This is a genomic window from Mesorhizobium sp. BR1-1-2 (assembly GCF_020165435.1).
In the GTDB taxonomy this organism is placed as follows: Bacteria; Pseudomonadota; Alphaproteobacteria; order Rhizobiales; family Rhizobiaceae; genus Mesorhizobium.
This window is the reverse complement of record NZ_JAIUID010000004.1, coordinates 217,506-242,638: the sequence shown is the minus strand read 5'-3', so window position 1 is coordinate 242,638 and position 25,133 is coordinate 217,506. Positions and strand designations below refer to the sequence as shown.

Annotated in this window: 24 protein-coding genes; 6 read left to right on the top strand and 18 right to left on the bottom strand. The window is 64.0% G+C overall.

Annotated elements, in window-relative coordinates; genetic code table 11:
* The first annotated feature begins 78 nt into the window (after positions 1-78).
* Positions 79-204 carry a hypothetical protein gene (locus tag LB551_RS30030; RefSeq protein WP_318012725.1) on the top strand — a complete coding sequence of 42 codons (126 nt, stop codon included), beginning with the start codon at positions 79-81 and terminating at the stop codon, positions 202-204.
* A gap of 131 nt (positions 205-335) precedes the next feature.
* Positions 336-1,355 carry a fatty acid desaturase gene (locus tag LB551_RS10775; RefSeq protein WP_224659155.1) on the top strand — a complete coding sequence of 340 codons (1,020 nt, stop codon included), beginning with the start codon at positions 336-338 and terminating at the stop codon, positions 1,353-1,355.
* A gap of 110 nt (positions 1,356-1,465) precedes the next feature.
* Here LB551_RS10775 and LB551_RS10770 read toward each other — a convergent pair whose 3' ends face one another.
* From LB551_RS10770 to cysG, 5 genes are all read right to left on the bottom strand, one after another.
* Positions 1,466-1,999 carry a DUF934 domain-containing protein gene (locus LB551_RS10770; RefSeq protein ID WP_140549489.1) on the bottom strand — a complete coding sequence of 178 codons (534 nt, stop codon included), beginning with the start codon at positions 1,997-1,999 and terminating at the stop codon, positions 1,466-1,468.
* 161 nt (positions 2,000-2,160) lie between these two features.
* Positions 2,161-2,925 carry a phosphoadenylyl-sulfate reductase gene (locus LB551_RS10765; RefSeq protein WP_140549488.1) on the bottom strand — a complete coding sequence of 255 codons (765 nt, stop codon included), beginning with the start codon at positions 2,923-2,925 and terminating at the stop codon, positions 2,161-2,163.
* The gene (locus LB551_RS10760) at positions 2,900-4,570 is read right to left on the bottom strand and encodes a nitrite/sulfite reductase (protein ID WP_140640518.1); all 1,671 of its coding nucleotides are present in this window, start codon (positions 4,568-4,570) and stop codon (positions 2,900-2,902) included. Before LB551_RS10760 ends, LB551_RS10765 begins: the two co-directional genes overlap by 26 nt.
* Positions 4,571-4,618: 48 nt before the next feature.
* On the bottom strand, positions 4,619-4,912 hold the full coding sequence (locus tag LB551_RS10755) for a DUF2849 domain-containing protein (RefSeq protein WP_224659154.1): 294 nt from the start codon (positions 4,910-4,912) through the stop codon (positions 4,619-4,621).
* Positions 4,909-6,354: a siroheme synthase CysG gene (gene cysG / locus LB551_RS10750; protein WP_224659153.1), complete on the bottom strand. Its 1,446-nt coding sequence runs from the start codon at positions 6,352-6,354 to the stop codon at positions 4,909-4,911. Before cysG ends, LB551_RS10755 begins: the two co-directional genes overlap by 4 nt.
* Before the next feature lie 431 nt (positions 6,355-6,785).
* On the opposite strand from cysG, the gene LB551_RS10745 reads away from it, so the two are divergent.
* Together LB551_RS10745 and LB551_RS10740 are read left to right on the top strand one after the other, a co-directional pair.
* Positions 6,786-7,235, top strand: coding sequence for a host attachment protein (locus tag LB551_RS10745; RefSeq protein WP_224659152.1), 450 nt, complete (start codon positions 6,786-6,788; stop codon positions 7,233-7,235).
* A 215-nt stretch (positions 7,236-7,450) separates the two neighbouring features.
* Positions 7,451-9,235 (top strand): cation:proton antiporter, encoded by a 1,785-nt coding sequence (locus LB551_RS10740; protein ID WP_224659151.1) that lies wholly within the window; start codon positions 7,451-7,453, stop codon positions 9,233-9,235.
* A 136-nt stretch (positions 9,236-9,371) separates the two neighbouring features.
* Here LB551_RS10740 and LB551_RS10735 read toward each other — a convergent pair whose 3' ends face one another.
* On the bottom strand, positions 9,372-9,809 hold the full coding sequence (locus LB551_RS10735) for a VOC family protein (protein WP_224624066.1): 438 nt from the start codon (positions 9,807-9,809) through the stop codon (positions 9,372-9,374).
* 92 nt (positions 9,810-9,901) lie between these two features.
* On the bottom strand, positions 9,902-10,711 hold the full coding sequence (locus LB551_RS10730) for an AraC family transcriptional regulator (RefSeq protein WP_224659150.1): 810 nt from the start codon (positions 10,709-10,711) through the stop codon (positions 9,902-9,904).
* Between the two features lie 143 nt (positions 10,712-10,854).
* Here LB551_RS10730 and LB551_RS10725 point away from each other — a divergent pair, with 143 nt between their 5' ends.
* A complete protein-coding gene (locus LB551_RS10725) occupies positions 10,855-11,775 on the top strand; it encodes a zinc-binding dehydrogenase (RefSeq protein WP_224659149.1) in 921 nt (306 codons plus the stop codon).
* Positions 11,776-11,802: 27 nt separating this feature from the next.
* Here the strand turns inward: LB551_RS10725 and LB551_RS10720 are convergent, their stop codons facing one another.
* From LB551_RS10720 to LB551_RS10690, 7 genes are all read right to left on the bottom strand, one after another.
* Positions 11,803-12,555 carry an SDR family NAD(P)-dependent oxidoreductase gene (locus LB551_RS10720; protein WP_224659148.1) on the bottom strand — a complete coding sequence of 251 codons (753 nt, stop codon included), beginning with the start codon at positions 12,553-12,555 and terminating at the stop codon, positions 11,803-11,805.
* Between the two features lie 50 nt (positions 12,556-12,605).
* Positions 12,606-14,870 carry a transglycosylase domain-containing protein gene (locus tag LB551_RS10715; protein WP_224659147.1) on the bottom strand — a complete coding sequence of 755 codons (2,265 nt, stop codon included), beginning with the start codon at positions 14,868-14,870 and terminating at the stop codon, positions 12,606-12,608.
* 139 nt (positions 14,871-15,009) lie between these two features.
* Complete coding sequence (locus tag LB551_RS10710; protein ID WP_224659146.1) at positions 15,010-15,156, bottom strand: hypothetical protein; 147 nt, start codon at positions 15,154-15,156, stop codon at positions 15,010-15,012.
* Positions 15,157-15,179: 23 nt separating this feature from the next.
* Positions 15,180-15,434: a GlsB/YeaQ/YmgE family stress response membrane protein gene (locus LB551_RS10705; RefSeq protein ID WP_140549477.1), complete on the bottom strand. Its 255-nt coding sequence runs from the start codon at positions 15,432-15,434 to the stop codon at positions 15,180-15,182.
* 108 nt (positions 15,435-15,542) lie between these two features.
* On the bottom strand, positions 15,543-15,746 hold the full coding sequence (locus LB551_RS10700) for a hypothetical protein (RefSeq protein WP_224659145.1): 204 nt from the start codon (positions 15,744-15,746) through the stop codon (positions 15,543-15,545).
* An 83-nt stretch (positions 15,747-15,829) separates the two neighbouring features.
* Positions 15,830-16,450, bottom strand: coding sequence for a ribonuclease D (locus LB551_RS10695; RefSeq protein WP_140640494.1), 621 nt, complete (start codon positions 16,448-16,450; stop codon positions 15,830-15,832).
* 146 nt (positions 16,451-16,596) lie between these two features.
* Positions 16,597-17,979: a M20/M25/M40 family metallo-hydrolase gene (locus LB551_RS10690; protein WP_224659144.1), complete on the bottom strand. Its 1,383-nt coding sequence runs from the start codon at positions 17,977-17,979 to the stop codon at positions 16,597-16,599.
* Between the two features lie 476 nt (positions 17,980-18,455).
* Between LB551_RS10690 and polA the strand changes: the two genes are divergently transcribed.
* Positions 18,456-21,407: a DNA polymerase I gene (polA, locus tag LB551_RS10685; RefSeq protein ID WP_224659352.1), complete on the top strand. Its 2,952-nt coding sequence runs from the start codon at positions 18,456-18,458 to the stop codon at positions 21,405-21,407.
* Positions 21,408-21,455: 48 nt separating this feature from the next.
* Here polA and LB551_RS10680 read toward each other — a convergent pair whose 3' ends face one another.
* The 4 genes from LB551_RS10680 to LB551_RS10665 form a co-directional block, all read right to left on the bottom strand.
* The gene (locus LB551_RS10680; protein WP_140549472.1) at positions 21,456-21,860 is read right to left on the bottom strand and encodes a Fur family transcriptional regulator; all 405 of its coding nucleotides are present in this window, start codon (positions 21,858-21,860) and stop codon (positions 21,456-21,458) included.
* Between the two features lie 184 nt (positions 21,861-22,044).
* Positions 22,045-23,091, bottom strand: a complete 1,047-nt coding sequence (mgrA, locus tag LB551_RS10675; protein WP_224659143.1) for an L-glyceraldehyde 3-phosphate reductase — start codon at positions 23,089-23,091, stop codon at positions 22,045-22,047.
* Positions 23,092-23,225: 134 nt separating this feature from the next.
* Positions 23,226-24,368, bottom strand: a complete 1,143-nt coding sequence (locus tag LB551_RS10670; protein WP_224659142.1) for a Gfo/Idh/MocA family protein — start codon at positions 24,366-24,368, stop codon at positions 23,226-23,228.
* An 11-nt stretch (positions 24,369-24,379) separates the two neighbouring features.
* On the bottom strand, positions 24,380-25,126 hold the full coding sequence (locus LB551_RS10665; RefSeq protein ID WP_224659141.1) for a sugar phosphate isomerase/epimerase family protein: 747 nt from the start codon (positions 25,124-25,126) through the stop codon (positions 24,380-24,382).
* Positions 25,127-25,133: the final 7 nt, after the last annotated feature.

Genomic DNA, 25,133 nt, shown 5'->3' with positions numbered 1-25,133 from the left:
GAAATGACACTCCGCGACAAAGGCGAAAAGAGAGATCGGATCGCCGCCGAAATCCGGCGTCAGCTGGGGACCGCGGCGATGAGACGCTTTCTGCATGCGCTGCCGGCCTTTCGCGCCGAGAAAGACATTCCCGACCGCTTCCGCGACCTGCTCGATCGCCTCGACGGCATGGAAAGCGGGATGGCTGGCGGCGGACGTCAGTAGGCGCGCTGGCGAAAATTCGGATGGAACCGGCCCAATGGCTGGACGGGCCCTCGCCATCGCGACAATTACACGCGGTAATTTTGCGTGAGTGCAGCCTTGCGGGAGCGGGCCGGCTCCGTCTATGGTCCCTGATGAACATGATTTCCCCTGAGACTGCCAATAGCAAGCGCGCCTGGTTGAAGATATTGTCGCGCTACAAGAAGCCGGACAGGCGGCGCAGCGCCGTCGAACTGGCGATCACCCTCATCCCTTTCGCAGCGCTCTGGGCGCTGTCCTCGATCGCCTTTGCCTATGGCCATTGGTGGGGGCTGGTGCTGATCTTGCCGGCGGCGGGCTTCCTGGTGCGGATTTTCATGATCCAGCACGATTGCGGGCATGGATCCTTCTTCGCCAACCGCACCGCCGACGACTGGATAGGCCGCGTTCTAGGCGTGCTTACGCTGACGCCTTATGATTGCTGGCGGAGTGCTCATGCCACCCATCATGCCAGCGCGGGTAATCTCGACGAGCGCGGCGTTGGCGATATCAAGACGTTGACGGTTGCGGAGTACCGGCGGATGTCCTGGAGAGGTCGCCTCGCCTATCGTCTCTATCGTCATCCCCTGGTCATGTTCGGACTGGGGCCGATATGGCTCTTCATCTTCGAGCAAAGGCTGCCGATCGGGATGATGCGCGGTGGCCTGAAGCCCTGGGTGTCCTCGATGGCCACCAACCTCGCCATCGTGCTGGCGGCGTCGATCCTGATATGGTTCGTCGGTATTGGCGCTTTCCTGGTGGTCCACCTGCCGATCGTCATCCTCGCCGGATCGGCCGGCATCTGGCTGTTCTATGTCCAGCACCAGTTCGAGGAGACCGAATGGGCGAAGGACGAGGAATGGGAGTTCCAGCGCGCCGCCTTGCACGGATCCTCCTACTATGACCTGCCGCCGGTGCTGAACTGGTTCACCGGCAACATCGGTGTCCACCATGTCCATCACCTCTCCGCGAAGGTGCCAGGCTACCGCCTGCAGGAAGTGCTGCGCGATTATCCGGAATTGCGCGGCATAGGCCGCATCACCCTTCTTGGGAGCCTGCGCTGCGTCAAGCTGGCGCTGTGGGATGAAAACAGCGGGAAACTGGTATCGTTTCGTCAGGCACGGATGGCGGCGTAGCCATTTTCTGTCTGGCTCTGCTGGTCCCCGATCCGCCGACCGGCGCCTTCCCGCCGTCGTGACGGGAGAGGACAGGCGGCGTAAACCTGTCGCTGGGAAGTATCGTGATGTCAGCCGGCACGCAGCCGACGCCAGGAGTATTTCGGTCCCTTGGGCTTCGGCACGGCGGCAGGCTGGTAGTAGAGTCCCAATCCGCCGGTGCGGCCTTCTTCCAGGCGCTTCAAGAGCACGGGATTGGAAATCTCGAATTCATCGAAACCGAGCCGCAGCATATGCGGCAACTGGTCGACCAGCACCTGACCGGTGGCGCGCACGGCACCTTCGAAATGATGTCGGCTGCGCAGCAATTCGCCCTTTGAGAAGGAGCGGCCATCGCTGAACGACGGAAAGGCCAGCGCCACCAGCGACAGCTGGTCGAGCAGGCCGGCGATCCTTTCGAGCTGATCGCCGGGTTGCAGCACGACACCGATCCTTTCCTTGGCCGACCGGCGCACCTCCGGATCGAGATCGAGAAACGCCTGCAGCGGCAGGATGAAGCGGCCATTGCCGGACAGTGCTTCCGCGCCTTCGGCATGAGCCCACTCATCCTCCCGAAAACCCTTCGGGGTCCAGAGGCGGGTCTCCGGTATCGTCGGTTCAGTCATCGAAATTTCCTAAAAATTCAAGGGCTCAAGGGTGTGTGGAGATTCAAGCAGGCCCGAGTCGAAAACGGTAGCTTCCGAGAGCCGGAGCGGAGCGTACTTGTAGTACGTGAGCCCCCGAAGCCGCCGTTTGCAGGCTGGCCTCACCTGAATATCAGCATACCCTATAGCGATGCGTCGGTCAGCGACTTCTCCAGTCCCGACAGGTGAATGCCGCACTCGGTCTTGGCATGACCGGCCCAGCGACCACTGCGCGCGTCCTCGCCCGGCTGCACCGGTTGCGTGCACGGGAAGCAGCCGATCGACAGATAGCCATAGGCGACCAGCGGATTTTCGCGCAGCGCATGCGCGCGCATGTAGTCCGCCTGGTCCGACGTCGTCCAGTGCGCCAGCGGATTGATGCGGATACGTGGGCCGACCGCCTCGAACACCGGAAGTGCTGCGCGCGTCGAAGCCTGAAAGCGTTTGCGGCCGGTGAACCAGGCGCGGAAAGGCGCCACGCCCCGCGCCAGCGGCTCGACCTTGCGCACGTTGCAGCAGGCATCGGTGTCGCTCTGGTGCAGATTGCCGGTCGGATCGATCCGCTCGAGTGCTGCTTCCTCGGGCTTGATCACCTGGATGTTGGTCAACCCGAAATCGGCGACCAGGGCGTCGCGATAGCCGAGCGTCTCCTCGAAATGCTTGCCCGTATCGAGAAAGATGACCGGCAGCGTCCGGTCGATCTCGGCGATCATGTGCAGCAGCACCGCCGAGTCCGCCCCGAAAGACGACACCGCGGCAATCTCGTCGCGGAACAGTTCATTGGCCACGCGTTCGATGATCTCGAGCGGCTTCAGATGACCATAGAGCGCGTCAAGCCCCGCCGCTTTGGCGGCGATGCCGTCATCGACGTCGACGATAGGGTCAAGCGGCCTTGGCTTCGCCAGCATAGAGCGCCTCCTTGAACGGCGCGGGACCGACACGGCGGTAGGCGTCGATGAATTTCTCTTGTGGATTGAGCCGAAGGCCGAGATAGGTCTCGACGATCTGTTCGATGGCGTCGGTGATCTCTTCCGACGAGAAGCCGCGGCCGATGATCTCGCCCACCGAAGTGTTCTCGTCGGCCGAACCGCCAAGCGTCACCTGGTACAGCTCGGTGCCTTTCTTTTCGACTCCGAGAATGCCTATGTGTCCGACATGGTGATGGCCGCAGGCATTGATGCAGCCGGAGATCTTCAGCTTCAACTCGCCGATCTCGCGCTGCCGCTCCAGCGACGCAAAGCGACGCGAGATCTCCTGCGCGATCGGGATCGAACGCGCCGTGGCCAGCGCGCAATAGTCGAGGCCCGGGCACGAGATGATGTCCGATATCAGGTTGGAATTGGCGGTCGCCAAGCCGATATCGACCAGTGCGTCATAGACCGCCTTCAGGTCGGCGCGCGCCACATGCGGCAGGATCAGGTTCTGCTCGTGGCTGACGCGCAACTCGTCGTATCCATACTTCTCGGCGATATCGGCAATCGCTTCCATCTGGCTGTCGGTCGCATCGCCCGGCACTTCGCCGATACCCTTCAGCGAGATGGTCACCGCCGCATAGTCGGGGTGGCGATGCGTCACCACATTCTGGTCGAGCCAATCCGAGAAGCCCTTGGAATCGAGGCGTGCCAGCTTTACAGCCTCGTCGCCGTCCGGCCGCGCGGTCAGCGCTGGCGGCGCGAAATAGGCGTCGATGGCGCGGATATCTGCTTCCGGCAGCTTCAACTCGGCGTCCTTCAATTGCTGCCACTCCGCCTCGACCTGGCGCGTGATCTCCTCGACGCCGGTCTCGTGGACCAGGATCTTGATGCGTGCCTTGAACTTGTTGTCGCGGCGGCCATGCAGATTGTAAACGCGCAGGATCGCCGTGCAGTAGGACAGAAGGTCGGCTTCCGGCAGGAAATCGCGGATCTTTCTGGCCACCATCGGCGTACGGCCCTGGCCGCCGCCGACATAGACGGCGAAGCCGAGCTCGCCGGCCGCGTTCTTCTTCAGATGCAGGCCGATGTCGTGGGTCTGGATGGCGGCGCGGTCGCGCTCCGCGCCGGTTACCGCGATCTTGAACTTGCGCGGCAGGTAGGAAAACTCCGGATGAACCGATGACCACTGGCGCAGGATTTCCGCGTAGGGACGCGGATCGGCGACCTCGTCGGCGGCCGCACCCGCGAAATGGTCGGCGGTGACGTTGCGGATGCAATTGCCGCTGGTCTGGATGGCGTGCATCTCGACACTCGCCAGATCGGCCAGGATCGCAGGAATGTCGGACAGTGCCGGCCAGTTGAACTGGATGTTCTGGCGCGTGGTGAAATGGCCGTAGCCCTTGTCGTATTTGCGCGCGATGTGGCCGAGCATGCGCAACTGCTTGCTGTTCAGCGTGCCATAGGGCACCGCGATGCGCAGCATATAGGCGTGCAATTGCAGATAGACGCCGTTCATCAGCCTGAGCGGCCGAAACTGATCCTCGGTGATCTCGCCGGCGAGCCGGCGCTGGACCTGATCGCTGAACTCGGCGACGCGGGCCTGGACAAAATCGTGATCGAACTCGTCGTAGCGGTACATGCTTCGTCTTTCAGGGCGCGTCCGCCCGTGTTCACTTCTGGTCTGGGCTTACGCCGCCCGGGAGGCCTGCTTGCCGAGATCGCCACGAATGGTGGGGCCTGCGGCGCGGATCTTCTCGCGCAACCGCACCGGCTCGACAACGCCATTGACGATTTCGGCATCGATGAGGTTGACGTCGACGACTTCGTTGTCGGCGTGGGCTTTCGCGCCGATCGCTTCCAGGCGATCCTCGGCCGCCTTATCATGGGCGAGGTCGGCATGGTCCGCCGTCTCGGCCCACCCGCCGTCTGCGTACCAGACGGCGATGCCGTCGGCGAGCCGGTTGGCGGTCAGTATCTTCATTGCTGAACTCCCTCGGTGGCAGCTATGGGCGCACCTTCATGCCTGTGTGCCGCGAGCGGTTCGGACCGTTCGAAATTGGCGCCGGCGACCGCATCGCCGATGATGGTCATGACCGGACCTGAGAGGTCGGCGCGCGCTTCCAGCGACGGCAGGTCGGCAAGCGTGCCATGGAAACGGCGGCGATTGCCGAGGCTGGCATTCTCGACCACGGCTACCGCCGTATCCGGCGAAAGCCCGGCCTCGATCAGCCGGCCGGCAACCTCCGCGGCCACCGAGCGGCCCATATAGACAGCAACGGTGGCACCTGAAATGGCAAGCTTGGCCCAGTCGGGCAGCGAATTGCCCTTGAGATCGTGACCTGTGGTGAACACCATCGAGGAGGAAACCCCACGCAGCGTCAGCGGCAATTCGAAATCGGCGGCGGCGGCGAAAGCAGCGGTGACGCCCGGAACCACCTCATAGGCTACGCCGGCATCACGCAGCGCCGCCATCTCCTCGCCGGCCCGGCCGAACACCAGGGGATCGCCCGACTTCAGCCGCACCACACGCTTGCCTTCGCGGCCAAGCTCGACCAGCAGCGCGTTGATCTCGGCCTGGCTCTTGGTGTGGCAGCCCTTGCGTTTGCCGACCGCCAGCCGCTCGGCGTCGCGCCGGCCCATGGCGACGACAGCCTCCGGCACCAGCGCATCGTGGACGATGACATCGGCCTCCATCAGCAGCCGATGCGCGCGCAGCGTCAAAAGGTCCTCGGCGCCGGGGCCCGCGCCAACCAGGGCGATATGGCCTAAAGCGGATGCATCCGAACGCAGAAGATCGGCGGCTGCGTCATGCGCCTGCGAAAGCTCGCCAGCTTCGACAGCGCGCGCCGGCGCACCGCCGAAGAACTCGCTCCAGAACCGGCGGCGGGAATTGCCCCTGGGCAGGCTTCCAGCGGCGGCCCGGAAGGACGCGGCGAGAGCCGCCAGCCTGCCCAACGAGGGCGACAGCATGCGGTCGATGCGGGCACGCAGCATCTGCGCCAGCACCGGCCCGGCGCCTTCCGTGCCAATGGCGATCGCGACCGGTGCGCGATTGACCAGCGCCGGGGTGAAAAAATCGCAAAGCTCCGGCCGGTCCACCGCATTGACGGGGATGCCGAGCCGGCGCGCATCTTGGACGACGCGCCGGTCGAGCGCCTCATCGCCGCTGGCAGCGAACACCATCACCGAACCTTCCAGCCGGCTCGCCTCATAGGCCCCGATGTGGGTGGCGACGCTCTGCGCGATGAAGCCGAGCATGTCCGGCGAGGCGCTCTCCGCGATGATGCGCAGCGTAGCGCTGGACTGCCCAAGCAATCGTGCCTTGGCCAACGCTTCGTCGCCGCCGCCGACGATCGTCACGGCTTCGTCTTCGACCCGTACGAAGACGGGGAAGGCATTGAGCTTGGGGGCGGGCTGCGGCATGGATACGAACGGAATCCTGATCTGGTCTTCACTTCTACGCGTGGGCGCGAAAAAGCTGAAGAAACCCACTCGCGCATCGCCTCCCGGGATGCAATCGCTTTTTCTAAAGCGCTGCGGCCAAGAGAAAAATATTCCACCTTGCTGCGGAGACCGGCGTCCAGCCGCTGTCGAGGGCCTTGATTTCTCCTCTTTTTTGGGCCGAACGCGCTTCATGACAAAACAGTTTTTTCTAAATTCTACTAATTTGGTAGATTAAAGCCGCCTGGCGTTCGTGCGCGCGCGTCAGCCTCGACGGAGCCCCTGTATGACCTGGCTTTTTGGCTGGAACATTACCGGATCGAGGCGCGTTCCTTCCGCATGCGCAATGCAAAATCATACCTGGCCGCGGCGTGAACCCAGCGTGGCGGCAGCGAAGGAAGGAGCCCGGCGTCATGAGCGCGATCAAGTTGAAGCACGGCATCTGGATCATGGTGGCCGACGGAGAAAAAGCGCTCTTCCTCAGAAATGCAGGTGACACCAAATTTCCGAACCTCGAAGTGGTGCAGGAAGTGAGGCAGGACAACCCGCCAACGCGCGAGCAAGGCAGCGACAGTCCCGGTCGCTACAATGACGGTCCCTCTGTCCACCGCAGCGCGGTTGAGGAGACGGATTGGCATCGGATCGACAAGGAGCGCTTTGCCGACGAACTCGCCGAACGGCTCTACAAGCTGGCTCATCGAGGCTCTTTTGATGAAATCATCCTCATCGCGCCACCGCTCGTGCTCGGCGCGATGCGCAAGGCCTTGCACAAGGAAGTCAGCGACAAGGTCAGCGCGGAAATTCCCAAGACGCTGACCAACCACGCGGTGTTCGAGATCGAGGCACTGTTGCGGGCAGCTTGATCGTTGGCTATCGAGCGCCGCCATTGCGGCGCATCATTTCGGCTGATCTCGAATTGTGGCTTGCTTGCCCATCGGCGAGGTATTTGTCGCGTCACCGGCAATTCCCGGTTTTGTGGGGTTGCATGGCCGACACTCAATCCACCATATTGCAAACAAGCGGCGGCTTCGGGCGGCGCATATCCTGCATCGCTGGCTTGAAAGGCGCTCCATAGACAATGCCGCATGACACTCCCCTTATCGCCACCATCGTAGCCGGTCTGGGGCTCGCTTTCGTCTTCGGCGCTCTCGCCAACCGCTTCCGCATTCCGCCGCTGGTCGGCTATCTCGTGGCCGGCGTGCTGGTCGGGCCGAACACGCCCGGTTTCGTCGCTGACGCCGGCCTTGCCAATGAACTCGCCGAAATCGGCGTCATTCTGTTGATGTTCGGCGTCGGCCTGCATTTTTCGCTGAAGGATCTCCTGTCGGTCCGCGCCATTGCCGTGCCCGGCGCCATCGTCCAGATCGGCTTTGCCACGGCACTCGGCGCGGGGCTTTCCTGGATGCTCGGCTGGTCGGCGGGAGCAGGGCTGGTCTTCGGCCTGGCGCTGTCGGTGGCCTCTACCGTGGTGCTGCTGCGCGCCCTGCAGGAGCGTCGACTGATCGAGACCGAGCGCGGCCGCATTGCCGTCGGCTGGCTGATCGTCGAGGACCTGGCCATGGTGCTGGCGCTGGTGCTTTTGCCAGCGCTTGCCGGCGTGCTTGGCGGCCAGGGGCAGGCGGATGCCCATGCGAGCGGCCTGTTGTCCCTGCCCGCGAGCTACGGCATCTGGGGCGTCGTCGGCATCACGCTGGCCAAGGTCGCAGCCTTCGTCATCGTCATGCTGGTGGTCGGCCGTCGCGTCATTCCCTGGATCCTGCACTATGTCGCCCATACCGGCTCGCGCGAGCTGTTTCGGCTTTCGGTGCTGGCGATAGCGCTTGGCGTCGCCTTCGGCGCGGCCAAGCTGTTCGGCGTCTCGCTGGCACTGGGCGCTTTCTTCGCCGGCATGATCATGAGTGAATCCGAACTCAGCCACCGCGCTGCAGAGGAATCGCTTCCGCTGCGCGATGCCTTCTCGGTGCTGTTCTTCGTCTCGGTCGGCATGCTGTTCGACCCGTTCAGCCTGTTCAGCAACGGCTTGCCGATCCTGGCGACGCTCGCCATCATCGTCGTCGGCAAGTCGCTGGCGGCCTTCCTCATCGTCGTCGCCTTCGGTTTTCCCCTGGCGACGGCGCTGATGATTTCGGCGAGCCTTGCCCAGATCGGCGAGTTTTCCTTCATCCTGGCCGAACTTGGCGTCGGGCTGAAACTGCTGCCCGAACAGGGGCGAGATCTCATCCTGGCGGGCGCCATCCTGTCGATCGTGCTCAACCCGGTGATGTTCCTGGTCATCGACTGGATGAAGCCATGGCTCGAGGCCCGAGCTGCCAGGACGGCGCCGCCTGTGGAGCCCAAACCGGTCGGCCCGGCGACGGAGCCCGGCCAGGTGGCTTCAGTCGCCTCGGCGGCGAAGCAGGAAGATGGACCGCCGCCAAGAACAGCCCTCAGCGGCCACGCGATCCTGATCGGCTACGGCCGTGTCGGCGGTCTCGTCGGCGCTGCGTTGAAGGAAGCCGCCCTGCCCTTCCTGGTGGTCGAGGATGCCGACAAGACACTGGTGAAGCTCAGGGCCGAGGGCATCGAGACCGTGGCAGGTAACGCCGCCAATGCCGAAGTGTTTGCAGCCGCCAATCCCGAAGGCGCAAAACGGCTGATCCTGGCCATCCCCAATGCCTTCGAGGCCGGTCAGATCGTGCTGCGTGCGCGCGCCGCCAATCCCGCCATCAACGTCGTCGCCCGCGCCCATTCCGATGCCGAGGTCGAGCATCTCAAGGGGCTCGGCGCCGATACGGTGATCATGGGCGAACGCGAGATCGCTCGCGGCATCGTGGAAGAGGTGCTTGGTCACAAACCGCGGGCGGCTGAACCGTCCGCCGCCTGAGCCGATCCTGCACGGACCTAATCCGTGCCTAGCGAGAACGCGGCCGACCGTGGAGGTCTGGACCTCGGACAGGTGGGGCGGCCTTGGACGCGCCCGCTGACATCGGTCACCCCTGCCATTTGTCTTCGTATCGCGCTCAACCGAGTTCTTGGGCGAGTCCGATGAGCAACCCCTCAGGCCCACGGATGTAGCAGAGCCGATACACGTCCTTATACTGGACTACTTCGCCTACGAGCTGGGCGCCGCGCGTGCGGAGCCTCTCAAGCGTCTCGTCGATGTCGTCCACGGCGAACATGACGCGGAGGTAGCCTAGTGCGTTGACCGGCGCGTTCCGGTGATCTGCGACGACAGGCGGCATGAGGAAGCGGGAGAGCTCGAGCCGGCTATGGCCGTCCGGTGTGCGCATCATGGCAATCTCGACATGCTGATCGCCCAGTCCGGTGACACGTCCGGCCCATTCTCCTTCGATCGTGGCCCGTCCTTCAAGCTCGAGGCCGAGTTCGCGAAAGAAATCAATCGCCTCTCCGAGGTCTTCGACGACGATTCCTACGTTGTCCATCCGCTTGAGCGCCATGTTTTCCAATCTCCAAGGTGTCGTTCGAATCTACAAGCGTCGCCTGCTCTAACAAATGTATGCTCGAGGTGTTCCGCCTGCAGCCAGGCTGATCACGCCACAAAGGCAGAGCCGCCATTTTGCGCGACGCTGCCGAGGTATTTTGCCGGCGGCTTGCCAAGCGCCTTCTTGAACATGGTGATGAAGGCGGTGACGGAATCATAGCCGAGATCGCCGGAGACCTGCTGCACGCTCGCACCGGAGGCCAATTCCCTAATTGCGACGATCAGGTGCAACTGCTGGCGCCAGCGTCCGAAGCTTAAGCCAGTCTCCTTCACGACGAGACGGGCGAGACTGCTCTCGCTGAGCGCAACCCGGCTGGCCCATTCCGACAATGTGCTGCGGTCGGCTGGGTCCTGCGCCAACGCTTCGGCGATCCGCCTCAATCGCGGCTCGGATGAGACCGGCAGATGCAGCCGCTGGACAGGCATGCGCGGCAGTTCGGCAAGCAGCGTCCTGATCAAAAGCGCATCCCTCGCCTCATCATCCCCCACGCCATCGGACAGTTCGATGATCAGTTCGCGCAGCAGCGGCGAGACCGAAAGGGTGCAGCACCGGTCCGGCAATTCGGCGGCTCCCGGCTCGATATAGACGAAGAAGATCCGGGCGTTGGCCGTCGCGATATTGCTGTGCTCCATGTCGCCGGGAATCCACACCCCGCAATGCGGCGGCACCATCCACAGGCCGCTCGGGACGCGGCATGTGACGCCACCGCCGAGCGCGAAGACGAGTTGGCCTTTGCGATGCCGATGGGAGGGGACTTCGGCCCTGGTTTCGGTAACGTCGACGCGCACGGCGATTGCCGGTGCGAGGACGTCATCCACGTTGAAGTCGAGCCATGGGTAGCGAAGAGGTTGTCTCATGATTGACAGCTTTTAGCGATTAAACGCCATGATAGCTAAATTCTTCAAGTTGGGAAGTCGATAGGTTCCAGCTTGCCCATGCACCCGGTTGATCAGGATGCCACCGCGCTTTGCAGCCACAAACCAGCAGGAAGGTACGTCCCATGCGCGCCCTAGTCATGTCTTCCGACAGCCCCACCGGACTGGCGCTTGCCGAGGTCGAGGACCCTCGGCCTCTCGCCAACGAGGCGCTTGTCTCGGTCCATGCAACCTCGTTGAATCGCGGCGAATTGCGCCTGCTCACCATACGCCCGGACGGCTGGATACCCGGCCAGGACATCGTCGGGATCGTTGAACAGGCGGCAGCCGACGGCTCCGGGCCAGCAGTGGGCGCCCGGGTCGCGGCTCTGGTGGACCAGGCGGGCTGGGCCGAACGCGTCGCGGTTTCGACCGACCGCCTCGCCGTCCTGCCGGATGACGTCAGCTTCGTTTCCGCGGCCACGCTTCCGGTCGCGGGCACCACCGCGCTCAGGACTTTGCGCCATGGCGGCGACCTTGCCGGCCAACGGGTCCTGATCACCGGCGCAAGCGGTGCGGTCGGCCGTTTTCAGCTCCAGATCGCGCGCGAACAGGGCGCGCGCGTGACCGCGGTCGCAGCCGCCCGGCATGGCGAGGATCTCCGCCGCCTGGGTGCCGGGCAAGTCGTCGAGGCGATCGAACTGGCTGAGGGGCCGTTTTCGCTGATCACCGAATCGGTCGGTGGCCAAAGCCTCGCATACGCGATCGAACGCGTCGCGCCTGGCGGGACGATCGTCATGTTCGGCTCGAGCAGTGGCGAACTCACGCCAATTGGGTTCCGCCAGTTCGTTCCGGGTCACGAGGGGGCGAGGCTTCAGACTTTCGCCTACTACACGTCTGGCGCGGGCATTGGCTCGGACATCGCCTCGCTGCTCGCTCTCGTTGCGGCCGGCCGGCTGGAAACCCGCGTCGCCCTGACCATGCCATGGACCGACATCGCCCAGGCCCTCGACGCGCTGCGACAGCGCAGCTTCAGCGGCAAGGCCGTTCTCACCATGACCGGATGAACGATCCCCAGCCTGGGATCAGCCCCATCACACGTGCTGGCCGCCATTGATGTGGATTTCCGAGCCGGTCACATAAGACGCCTGCCCGGAGCACAGGAAGAAGATGATGTCGGCGACCTCGGCCGTGGTGCCCAGCCGCCTGAGCGGAATGGTCTCGACGATCTTGTCCGTGCCCGGCGACAGGATCGCGGTGTCGATTTCGCCTGGCGCAATGGCGTTGACGCGGATCCCGTGCGGGCCGAAATCATGCGCCATCTCGCGCGTCAGGGAGCCGAGCGCCGCCTTCGATGTCGCATAGGCGGTGCCGGCGAAGGGGTGCACCCGGGTGCCGGCGATCGAGGTGACGTTGACGATCGACCCTTTCGCCGATGCCAGTTCTCTGAACAGACCGCGCGCCAGCATGATCGGCGCGAAGAAATTGACCTGGAACACGTCGCGCCAGACATGCATCGGCGTGTCGATGGAGTTCATGCGGCTGTTGCCGTCCTTGAGCTTCGGCGAAATGCCGGCATTGTTGACCAGCGCGTGCAGCTGGCCGCCATGCGCCTCGAGCCGGTGGCGGATTTCGGAGACGGCGATGCCGACATCCTCCTGGTCGGCGAGATCGACCTTGATGTGGTCCTCGGGCCCGGCCGGCCACGGGCAATCCTCGGCAAATGCCTGGCGCGAGCAGGTGATGACGCGCCAGCCCTCGCGCGAGAAACGCTTGACCGTGGCATGGCCGATGCCACGGCTGGCGCCGGTCAGCACAATGGTCTTCCTGGTGTCGATCTCTGCCATGTCGGGAGGTGTAGCCGAACGCTGTGGCGCTGGCGAGAGGCGAGTTGCCGCTAGCCTCCGCCGAGAATGTCGAGGATCGAGGTCTGCCGCTTCTTGAGCGGACCGCCGACACTGCCCGGCGGCACCGGATGTCCGACCGACGCGGTGGTTCCGGAATCGCCCGGCATATCGAAACCGTCGGCGTCAACTGTCTGGGCCGGGCGGGGCGCGCGGACCGGCGCTGGCTGCGCCGCGACGGCAGCGGGCGCCGGCTGGCCGACAGGCGCTTGCGGTTTCGGAGCCGGCTGCGTCGCATCGGCCGACGGGATTTCGTCCGGCACGATCCTATCGGCCGGCGTCGACTTCCAGGTGCCGGGCAGCGGCCGCACGGGCACGCCCTCATGCGCGGCGACCATGAACTCGTGCCAGGCCTGCGCCGGCAGCGCGCCGCCGGTGACCTTCTTCATCGGGCTGCCGTCGTCATTGCCGAACCATACGCCGGTGGTGAGATTGGCGGTGTAGCCGACGAACCAGGCGTCGCGCGAATTCTGGCTGGTGCCGGTCTTGCCGGCCGACGGCCAGGTGAAGGCCGCCTTCCTGGCCGTGCCGATCTCCACCGTCCCGGTCATCATCGAGTTCATCATGCCGACGATCTCGGGCTTCACCACGCGTGGCGCGCTGCCGCTGCCGGCGTCGTACAGCACCTTGCCCTCGGCTGATGTCACGCGGCGGATGAAATGGATATCCGGCTTGTAGCCGCCATTGGCGAAAGGCACATAGGCCGAGGTCAGCTCCAGTGGCGTCACCTCGGACGTGCCGAGCGCGATCGAGGTGTTGGCTTGCAAATCGGACTGGATGCCCATGCGATGCGCCGCCTCGACCACTGCGTCCGGTCCGACTTCCATGGTCAGCTGGGCCGCCACCGAGTTCAGCGACTTCGCCAGCGCGGTGGCCAGCGTCACCTTGCCGAAATACTTGCCGCCGTAATTGTCGGGTGTCCATTTGCCGATCTTGATCGGCGCGTCGTTGCGCACGCTGTCGGGCGTGCGGCCGGCCTCGAGGGCGGCCATGTAGACGAACGGCTTGAACGCCGAACCGGGTTGCCGGCGCGCTTCCGAGGCGCGGTCGAACTGGCTGGTCGAATAATCGTAGCCGCCGACCATGGCGCGCACCGCACCTGAATCGTCGATCGACACCAGCGCGCCCTGGGTGACGTTGAGCTTCTTGCCGCTTTCGTCGATCAGCCGGCGGATCGATTGTTCCGCGAGCTTCTGCAAGTTCAGGTCGACGGTGGAATCGATGACGATGTCGCCGCGCACGTCGCCGATCAGATCGGGCAGTTCTTCCATGATGGTGTCGGCGACGTAGTTTTCCGAGCCTGTCCAGTAGGACGGCGCGCGCGTCGCCGGCGCGCTCATCGCCGTGGTCAGTTCCTTGGCGCTGATCTTGCCCTCGTCGCGCATGGCGGCGAGCACCAACTGCGCGCGCTCCTCGGCGGCCTTGGGATCGCGCGCCGGCGACAGTCGCGACGGCGCCTTCAGGAGACCGGCAAGCAGCGCCGCCTCCGGCAAGGTGACGTCGCGCGCGCTCTTGCCGAAATAACGGCGCGAGGCCGCTTCGACGCCATAGGCGCCGGAGCCGAAATAGACCCGGTTGAGGTACATTTCGAGTATCTGGTCCTTGGTGTGCTTGTGCTCCAGCCACAGCGCCAGCAGCACCTCCTGAACCTTGCGCTCCAGCGTGCGGTCTGGCGTCAGGAACAGGTTCTTGGCCAGTTGCTGCGTCAGCGTCGAACCGCCTTGCGAGAAATGCCCGCCGGCGAGGTTGGCGACCATGGCGCGCGACAGACCGATCGGATCGACCCCGAAATGCGAATAGAAGCGGCGGTCCTCGATGGCGATGACCGCCTCGGGAATGTAGGGCGACATTTCGTGCAGGCCGACCGCCTCGCCGCCGCTCATGCCGCGATTGCCGAGCAGTTGGCCGTCGGCGGAGACGATCTTGATATTGGGCGCGCGATCGGGGATCGACCAGGTTGTTGCCGCCGGCATCTTGGCGCCGTAGTAGACGACGACGCCGGCCACGGCGATGCCGCCCCAGATGGCCAGCACGAAGCACCAGTAGACCAGCCGGCCGAGCACGCCGAACAGGCCGCGCCGGCTCCGGCCGCGCTTGGCACGCGACGACTTTGCCTTCGGCGATTTGCGTTTGGCGGAGGCTTTGCGGTTGCTGGGCACAACGCGGTCCTCCTCGCTCACCGAAAGACCTGTCTGGGATCTCGCTTGCGGCGGTCCCTCGAAACTGGGTTCGATGCGGCTGTCTCTGCGGTTCGCCATGCGCTGCGCTTGATATCCCGATGCCTATGGCGTTCGGGTTGCAGAGTAGATGCGGCGGTTTAAAGGCGGGTTAAGTCCGGCGGTCAGCGAGATTCAGGCGGTGAGGAGCAAATGCGGAGCCGGCAAGCCTGGGCTCCGTTCAGTTCTGCTGGATCGAGATGCCCTTGTCGTCGATCTTGAGCTCCACGCCCTTCGGCTTGGTTTCTTCGCGATAGACATAGATGCCGAGCGCGATGACCACGGCGACGAGCGCGCCAATGACGAGATAGAGCGGATTCTGTTTCATGGCGCGCTCCTCAGTGCCGGGCCTCAGGCTCGCTTCAGGACCCTGACCAGCACCAGCAGGATGATGGCGCCGATGGTGGCGTGGATGATCGAGGCGAGAATGCCGCCGCCGATGGAGAAACCGATCCGCGGGAAAAGCCAGCCGGCGATGAACGCGCCGATAATGCCGACGATGATGTTGCCGATCAGGCCGAAGCCGAAACCGGAGACGATGAGACCGGCGAGCCAGCCGGCGACGGCACCGATGATGATGAAGACGAGCAGGCTTTCGACACCCATAGGGACTTCCTCCAAGCAAGAGGGCGAGCGCGGAGCGGAAGGCTCCGAATCGGCCTCGATCAACGGCTTCACGCTATGCGAAAGCAGCCCGCCTCGCCAGCGGGCTAGTCATTGGTCGCCGTCGTCGCTCGCGGCGGGCCGCCAGCTGGTCGGCTCGACCTTCTTCTGCGTGCTGCTGTCGATGTAGACCCACCAGCCGCCGTCTCGGTATTGCGCGATGGATTCGTTGAGCACGCCGTCGCTGTCCTTCCAGGTCACGGTGACCTTGGAACCGTCGGTGGGCGCGGTCGATATGGGCTTCCTGTCGGCCATGTCATCCCTCTTTCCGAGCCGACGGAACGCGACGGCCGGCATCTGTCCCAGACGGCCATCGGCGGCAGGGCGCCGCGACGCCATCAGCTATGAGCGAAAATATCCTCTTCGTCCCAGCCCATGAGGTCAAGCTTGGCGCGTGTCGGCAGGAAGCGGAAACAGGCGTCGGCCTCCTTCGTGCGATCCTCGCGCGCAAGCCGCGACGCCAGCACGTCCCGCAGCCGGTGCAGATAGAGCACGTCGGACGCGGCGTATTCGAGTTGTTCGGGCGACAGCGTTTCAGCCGCCCAGTCGGACGATTGCTGCGCCTTGGACAGGCCGACGCCCAGAAGCTCGAAGCAGATGTCCTTCAGCCCATGCCGGTCGGTGTAGGTGCGGGTCAGCCGCGAGGCGATCTTGGTGCAGAACACCGGCTCGGGCATTACCCCGAACGCATGGTAGAGCACGGCAAGATCAAAGCGCCCATAGTGGAACAGCTTGGTCACGCTGTGGTTTCCCAAGAGCTTGACGAGGTTCGGCGCCTCCTTTTGGCCCGGCGCGATCTGGATGACGTCGGCGCTGCCGTCGCCGGGTGAAATCTGCACCACGCACAGCCGGTCGCGATGCGGATTCAGGCCCAGCGTTTCCGTATCGATGGCAACCGCTCCGACATTGTAGCGGGACAGGTCGGGCAGATCGTGTCTGTGGAAACGGATGTCGCTCATCGTCTTCTCCGGGTCGCGCCTTGCGTCGCGCATCCCTCAACCGGACGCGCCCGCTCCAGCACGTTGCGCTGGCAACCCCGTCCTTGCCGTGATCGGCGGAAAAATCAACATAAACTTGATTTTCCCGCCTTTCGTGATTTCGCGGCTCAGCGCGTCAGGGCGTCCAGGATGCGCGCCCAGGAGCGCTGGCCCTTGTGGAAGGAACTCAACTCATACTTTTCGTTGGGCGAGTGGATGCGGTCGTCGTCGAGGCCGAACCCGACCAGCAGCGATTCCATGCCGAGATAGGTCTGGAAGTCGCCGACCACGGGGATCGAGCCGCCGCTGCCGATCGTCACCGCCGGCTTCGGCCATTCGTCCGACAGCGCCGTCTTGGCCTTGGCCAGGAACGGCGAGTCGTAGGAAAGCTGGATCGCCGGCGAGCCGCCATGTGCGTGGAATTCTACCGAACAGTCGGCCGGAATGCGCTCCTTGACGAATTGCTGGAAGGCGGCGCGGATCTTCCTGGGATCCTGCTTGTGGACGAGGCGGAAAGATACTTTCGCAGAGGCCTGCGCCGCGATCACCGTCTTGAAGCCCTTGCCGGTGTAACCGCCGGTGATGCCGTTGAACTCGGCCGTCGGCCGTGCCCAGGTGAGTTCCAGCAGCGAGCGGCCCTTTTCGCCCGACGGGATCGACAGGCCGACAGGACCAAGGAACGTCTCAGCCGTTTCGCCCAGCGTTTCCCATGATTTCAGGATCTGCGATGGCGTTTCCTCGACGCCGTCATAGAAGCCCGGGATGGTGATATGGCCGTCCTTGTCGTGAATGTCGGCCAGCACCTTGGCCAGGATGCGGATCGGGTTGGCGGCGGCGCCGCCATAGAGACCCGAATGCAGGTCGCGGTCGGCGGCCTTCACGGTGATCTCCTCGCCGACCAGCCCGCGCAGTCCCACGCAGATTGACGGCGTGTCGCGGTCCCACATGCTGGTATCGCAAACCAACGCGAAATCGGCCTTGAGTTCATCGGCATTGGCTTCGAGGAACGGCTTCAGCGACGGCGAGCCCGACTCCTCCTCGCCCTCGAACAGGATGGTGATACGGCACGGAAGATTGCCATGCACCTGCTTCCAGGCCCGGCAAGCCTCGACGAAGGTCATCAACTGACCCTTGTCGTCGGCCGATCCGCGCCCCGTGATCACCTTGTGGCCGGATCCGATGTCCTTGAGCGCCGGCGCGAACGGGTCGTTTTCCCAAAGCTCGATCGGATCGACGGGCTGTACATCATAGTGGCCATAGAACAGCACATGCGGCGAACCAGCCGGCCCGTCATGATGCGCAACCACCATCGGGTGGCCTGGCGTGTCGCGCACGCTGGCGTCGAAGCCGATCACCTTGAGTTCTCCCACCAGCCATTCGGCCGCCTTGCGGCAGTCTGCGGCATAGGCCGGATCGGTGGAGATCGACCTGATCCGGAGCAGCCCGAACAGGCGCTCCAGGCTCTGGTCGAGATTCTTGTCGAGACGGTCGAGAACGGGGGAAACGGACATTTGGCGAGCCTTTCGATTCAGTGCCGGAACCCTAAAGGCAGAGCGGACAAACGAAAAGCCCGGGACCATTGGACCACGGGCTCCAAGCGCGTATTCGGAATAAAAAAGACCGCCGTGGTGGAGGGGGAACCACGGCGGCCCTTCTACTCGAAACGATGCGGCAGCCCGGAGAGGGGGGATAGGCTGCCGCAGGTGTCCGGGATAGGCGGGGGACGGGCCTTGCTCCGGACGTCGGCGAAAATTGCCGATGACATTTATCTGTGTCCTCGAACGTGGCGATTCAAGGGCACGAATATTACACTTTTGTAACATGGCCGTGAGGTGCCGTTGGACAGGCGCAGCCAGGCAGTCCTGCGTGCGAAAATAATGCCGATTTCACCTCTTTCCAACCAACCTGTCGCCTGCCTGTCAGGGTGTTGCTGGAAGCGGTGCCTTTGGCATGGACCAAGCCGCCGCGCCGCGCTATCCCTGCCGGCATGAAAAAAGGCGATCATCTCTTTCTTGTCGACGGCTCCGGCTACATCTTCCGTGCCTATCACGCGCTGCCGCCGCTGACCCGCAAGTCCGACGGCCTGCCGGTCGGCGCCGTGTCCGGCTTCTGCAACATGTTGTGGAAGTTGATGCAGGATGCCCGCAACACCGATGTGGGCATCGTGCCGACGCATTTCGCGGTCATTTTCGACTATTCGTCGAAGACGTTCCGCAACGATCTCTATCCCGAATACAAGGCCAACCGTTCGGCGCCGCCGGAAGACCTGATCCCGCAATTCGGCCTCATCCGGCAGGCGACCAGGGCGTTCAACCTGCCCTGCCTCGAGATGGAAGGGTTCGAGGCCGACGACCTCATCGCCACCTATTGCCGGCTGGCTTGCGAGGCCGGCGGCGACACCACCATCATCTCCTCCGACAAGGACCTGATGCAGTTGGTCGGCCCGACGGTGAGCATGTACGATCCGATGAAGGATCGCCAGATCGGCATTCCCGAGGTCATCGAGAAATGGGGCGTGCCGCCGGAGAAGATGATCGACCTGCAGGCATTGACCGGCGATTCCGTCGACAATGTTCCCGGCGTGCCGGGCATCGGACCGAAGACCGCGGCGCAATTGCTCGAACAGTTCGGCGACCTCGACGGACTGCTCGAGCGCGCCGGCGAGATCAAGCAGGAGAAACGACGCGAATCCATCATCGCCAATGCCGACAAGGCGCGCATCTCGCGCCAGCTGGTGACATTGAAGAACGATGTGCCGGTGGCCGAGGGGCTGGACGATTTCGTCCTGCACGCGCCGGACGGGCCGAAGCTGATCGGCTTCCTCAAGACCATGGAATTCTCTTCGCTGACCCGCCGCGTGGCGGAAACGACGGGAACCGAGGCAAGCGACGTCCAGGCGATTGCGGTGACGGTGGAACGCGCCGACTCCGCGCATGGACCCGATGTCGGCGCCGGCGCGCCGGTCGCGCCCACCGCCGAGGCGAAGCAGGACGGCGAGACGGCCCTGGCCGCAGGCGGCGGCACGCAGGAGGGCAACACCCCCTCGCTTCTGTCGGCGCTTCGCCTGGAGGCCGCCACCGCCCGCAAGATCGACATTTCGGCCTATCAGTGCGTCCGCGACGTCGCCAGCCTGAAGGCCTGGGTCGCCGAGGCGCTTGAGACCGGCATCGTCGCCTTCGATGCCCGCGCGACGTCGCCTGATCCGATGCAGGCCGAACTGATCGGCTTGTCGCTGGCGACGGCGCCGGGTCGCGCCGCCTATGTGCCGTTCGCCCACAGGAGCGGAAATGGCGACCTGCTCGGCGGCGGTCCGATCGACAACCAGATCCCGCTGCGCGAGGCACTGGCCGTGCTGAAACCGCTGCTCGAGGACAAGTCTGTCCTCAAGATCGCGCAGAACCTGAAATACGATCTCGTCATCATGAGCCGCTACGGCATCGACGTCGGTCCCTTCGACGACACCATGCTGATCTCCTACGTGCTCGATGCCGGCACCTCGCATGGCCACGGCATGGACGCGCTCGCCGAGAAATGGCTGGGCCATAGTCCGCTTCAGCTCAAGGACGTGACCGGCTCCGGGAAAAATTCGGTCGGCTTCGACCAGGTCGACGTCGACAAGGCTACCGCCCACGCCGCCGAGGACGCCGATGTGACGCTCAGGCTCTGGCTGGTGCTGAAGCCGCGGCTCGCCGCCAAGGGCCTGGTGTCGGTCTATGAGCGGCTGGAACGGCCGCTGGTGCCGGTGCTGGCGCGCATGGAACAGCGCGGCATCTCGGTCGACCGGCAGATCCTGTCGCGACTGTCGGGCGAACTGGCGCAGGGCGCGGCCCGGCTCGAGGAAGAAATCTACCAGCTCGTCGGCGAGCGCATCAACATCGGCTCGCCCAAGCAGCTTGGCGATATCCTGTTCGGCCGCATGGGCCTGCCCGGCGGCTCCAAGACCAAGACCGGCCAATGGTCGACCTCGGCGCAGCTTCTGGAAGACCTCGCCGCCGAAGGCCACGAACTGCCGCGCAAGATCGTCGACTGGCGCCAGCTGACCAAGCTGAAATCGACCTACACCGATGCGCTGCCCGGCTTCGTCAACCCGGACACCAAGCGGGTCCACACCTCCTACGCGCTCGCCGCGACGACAACGGGACGGCTGTCATCCTCCGAACCGAACCTGCAGAACATCCCGGTGCGCACCGCCGAAGGGCGCAGGATCAGAACGGCCTTCATCGCCGACAAGGGCAACCGGCTGGTTTCGGCCGACTACAGCCAGATCGAATTGCGCGTGCTCGCTCATGTCGCCGAGATCCCGCAATTGCGGCAGGCCTTCGCCGACGGCGCCGACATCCACGCCATCACCGCCTCGGAAATGTTCAACGTGCCCGTGGAGGGCATGCCTTCGGAAGTGCGCCGCCGCGCCAAGGCGATCAATTTCGGCATCATCTATGGCATCTCGGCTTTCGGCCTCGCCAACCAGCTGTCGATTCCGCGCGAGGAGGCCAGCAACTACATCAAGAAATATTTCGAGCGCTTTCCCGGCATCCGCGACTATATCGAAGAGACCAAGGCCTATGCCCGCGAGCACGGTTTCGTCGAAACCATCTTCGGCCGCCGCATCCACTACCCCGAGATCCGGTCCTCCAATCCCTCGATCCGCGCCTTCAACGAGCGCGCCTCGATCAACGCGCGCCTGCAAGGCACCGCCGCCGACATCATCCGCCGCGCCATGGTGCGCATGGACGAGGCGCTGGAGAAGGCCAGGCTTTCGGCCCGCATGCTCTTGCAGGTGCATGACGAGCTGATCTTCGAGACGATCGAGGCGGAGGTCGAGGCGACGATCCCCGTCGTGCGCCACGTCATGGAGAACGCGGCCATGCCGGCGGTGTCGATGTCGGTGCCGCTACATGTCGATGCACGCGCCGCTGACAATTGGGACGAGGCGCATTAGCGTGGACTTGGTCGTCGTGGAGCGAATATCTCGGATTGCGAGAACGCGTCAGGCAGCTTCCGACAAGCACTTGGCACAGGTCCCACGGAACTCGATCACCGCCTTCTTGGCGGCAAAACCTGAGGAGCGCACCCATTCGTCCAACCGGTGGCCGACATCATGGTCGGACATTTCGGTCACCTGGCCACATGTGTCACAGATGGCGAAAGCGGTCATCGAATGGCTGTGGTCGTGCGGCTCGACGCAGGCGACGAAGGAATTGAGGCTTTCCAGCCTATGCACGAAGCCGGACTTCACCAGCGTGTCGAGCGCGCGGTAGACCTGCAGCGGCGCCCGGAAACCCCGCTCCCGCAGCTGGTCAAGCAAGGTGTAGGCGCTGAGCGGCCCGCTGGCGGCCTCGAGTTTCTCGAGCACGCACAGCTGGTTCTTCGTCAGCACATCCCTTGCCGCCATGATCCGTTTCCGACCTGTCTTGCGTCACATACGGGTCGTTTCAACACGCAAACGGCCCGCTGCCCATTCAGATAGCGACGAACCGCCGTCTTTGCTACTCTTCTGTTGAAACGCGCTGGCGCGGCATTCCGCGAACGACAATGGCGGGAGGGCTCCCGCCATTGTCGTTCACCGGCTTCCATGCCTACTTCCTTGGCGGGCCGTTGCGCTCGGCCGAGGCCGCCCACAGATTGATGTCGGACTCGCGCGCGTAATTGTCGATCTCGGCAAGCTCGGCGTCGCTGAAATCGGGCGCCTCCAGCGCGCCGACACAGTCCTCCACCTGCTCCGGCCGGCTGGCGCCGATCAACGCCGATGTCACCTTGCCCTTGCGCAGCACCCACGCCAGCGCCATCTGCGCCAGCGTCTGGCCGCGGCGGCCCGCGATCGCGTTCAACGCCTGTATGTTGGCGATGGTGTTGTCGTTGATGAAGGCCGGCCGCAGCGACTTGCCCTGGGAGGCACGGCTGCCCTGGGGGATGCCGCCGAGATATTTGTCGGTCAGCATGCCCTGTGCCAGGGGCGAGAACACGATGGAGCCGACGCCCAGCCCATCGAGCGTATCGAGCAGCCCGTCATCCTCGACCCAGCGGTTGAGCATCGAATAACTCGGCTGATGGATTACGCAAGGCGTGCCGAGCCGCTTCAGTATATCGGCCGCCTCGCGCGTGCGCTGGGAATTGTAGGACGAGATGCCGACATAGAGCGCCTTGCCCGAGCGCACCGCATGGTCGAGCGCGCCCATCGTCTCCTCCAGCGGCGTATCCGGATCGAAGCGGTGCGAATAGAAGATGTCGACATAGTCGAGCCCCATCCGCTTCAGGCTCTGGTCGAGGCTGGCCAGCAAATATTTGCGTCCGCCCCATTGGCCATAGGGGCCTGCCCACATCTCGTAGCCGGCCTTGGTCGAAATGATGAGCTCGTCGCGATAGGCGGCAAAGTCGGTGCGCAGTATCTCGCCGAAAGCGGTCTCGGCCGAGCCGGGCGGCGGCCCATAATTGTTGGCGAGGTCGAAATGCGTGATGCCGAGGTCGAAGGCCTTGCGCACGATCGCCTGCTTGGTCCTGTGCGGCGTGTCGTTGCCGAAATTGTGCCACAGCCCCAGCGAGATCGCCGGCAGTTTCAGGCCGGACCGCCCGCAGCGGTTATAGACCATTTTTTCATAGCGGTTTTCGGCGGCGACATAGGGCATGGGGAAAATCCTCGAAGCTGGATGGATTGGGCACTGTCATCGCGAACGCGACGCGCAGGCCCTGCGCCCCAATCCTTACCCTCTCCCGGCGAAAACCGGGAGAGGGTTCATCAAAATTATCGATAATCCCCGATCTAGCTCTTCTTCGCCATCAGCGCCTTGGCTTCCTTGATGCCGAGCGCGGCTGGACGTTCGCAGGTGGTCTGCATGGCGACGAACTTGCCGGTTTCGCCCGAGCGCAGGATTCCCGTCATGACGTCGACGGCGTGCAGCGCCAGCTCCATCGAGCAGCGGTGCGGCCTGCCCTCAGAGATCGCAATTGCCATGTCGGCGAGACCGGCGGTGCGATAATTGGCCATCATGCCCTGCGAATGCATCTCATTGGGCACGCCGAACGGATGCTGCCATTTCGGTAGCTTCTTCACCGGCTTGGCCGCCTCGGTGAAGCGCACGTCGCCGCCGAAGAAGTTCGGATCCGGCACGAACACGCTTCCCATCTCGCCATAGAGCTCCATCGGCGCATGGCCGTGGCTCCAGACGTCCCAGCTGGTGTTGAGCGTGATCACGGCCCCGTTCTCGAACTCCAGCAGGCCATGGATCGTGGTCGGCGTGTTGACCGGGATCCTTTCACCCGCGCGCGGTTTCGAACTGATCGTGCGTTCCTTGGCCGGGGTTGTGGCGAAGGCCGCCACCTGCTTCACCGGTCCGATCAGTTGGATCAGATTGGTGATGTAATACGGCCCGATGTCGAGCACGGGGCCGGCGCCCGGCTGGAAGAAGAAGTCCGGATTGGGGTGCCAGTGCTCCATGCCGTGCCCCATGACATGGCAGGTGCCGCTGGTGATCCTGCCGAGCTTGCCGGTATCGATCAGGTTACGCACCAGCTGATGTGCGCCGCCGAAGAAGGTGTCGGGTGCCGAGCCGATGCGAAGTCCCTTCTTCTCCGCCCGCTTCTTCAGGTCGAGCCCATCCTTGACCGAAAGCACGAACGGCTTTTCCGAATAGACATGCTTGCCCGCGTCGAGCACCTGTTTCGACACTTCGTAGTGCACGGCCGGAATGGTCAGGTTTACGATGATGTCGATGTCGTCGGCCTTGAGCAGGTCCTCGACCGTCTCGGCGCGCAGCTTGAACTCCTTCGCCCGCGCCTTCGCGGCGTCCATGTTGATATCGGCGCAGGCCCGCATCTTGATGCCGCGAAACAGCGGCGCCAGCGAGAAATATGCCTTCGAGATGTTGCCGCAGCCGATGACGCCGACGCCAAGTTTGTTTGCCATGATGCTTGTTCCTAGTAGGCCTTTACGGTTGCGATCGAACGGCGGGCGAAGCGCTCGATGTCGTTGGGATTGTCCTGTTCCATGACGAAGTACTTGGCCGCGCTCTTGGCCCGCAGCGCCTTGATCAGGCCGGCCCAGTCGATCGTGCCGTGGCCGACATCGGACCAACCGTCCTCGTCCAGCCCCTCGCCCGGCCTTGCCATGTCCTTGACGTGAACGGCAACGATGCGCTTGCCGTGCTTTTCGATCCAGGGCAGCGGATCGGCGCCGCCGCGCACCACCCAGGCGACGTCCATTTCCCAGCCGATGTCGGGTGCGGAAGCCAGGATGTGATCCTGCGGCAGCGAGCCGTCGGCGAGCGCCTTGAACTCGAAATCATGATTGTGCCAGGCAAAGCCGTAGCCGGCCTTTTTCGCCGTCTCGCCGACCTTGGCCAGACGCTCGCCGAAGCCGCGCCAGCCGGCAGCGTCCGATGGCCTGTCCTCGGGCATGAGGTAGGGGCAGATCAAAAGCTTGATGCCGAGCGCTTCGGCTATCCTGCGCACGCCGTCGAAATCCTTCTCCAGCGCATCGATGGAGAAATGCCCGGTCGGCATGGCAAGGCCGTTCTTGTCGAGTTCCGCCCGAAAGGCCCTGGGATCGTCATAAACGCCGCCGAAGCCTTCGACCTCTGTGTAGCCGAGCTTGCCGAGCATCTCGAGCACGCCTTGCCAGGGTTGGAAATTGCGGGCGCTGTAAAGTTGGAATGACCAGTTCATCGTCTTG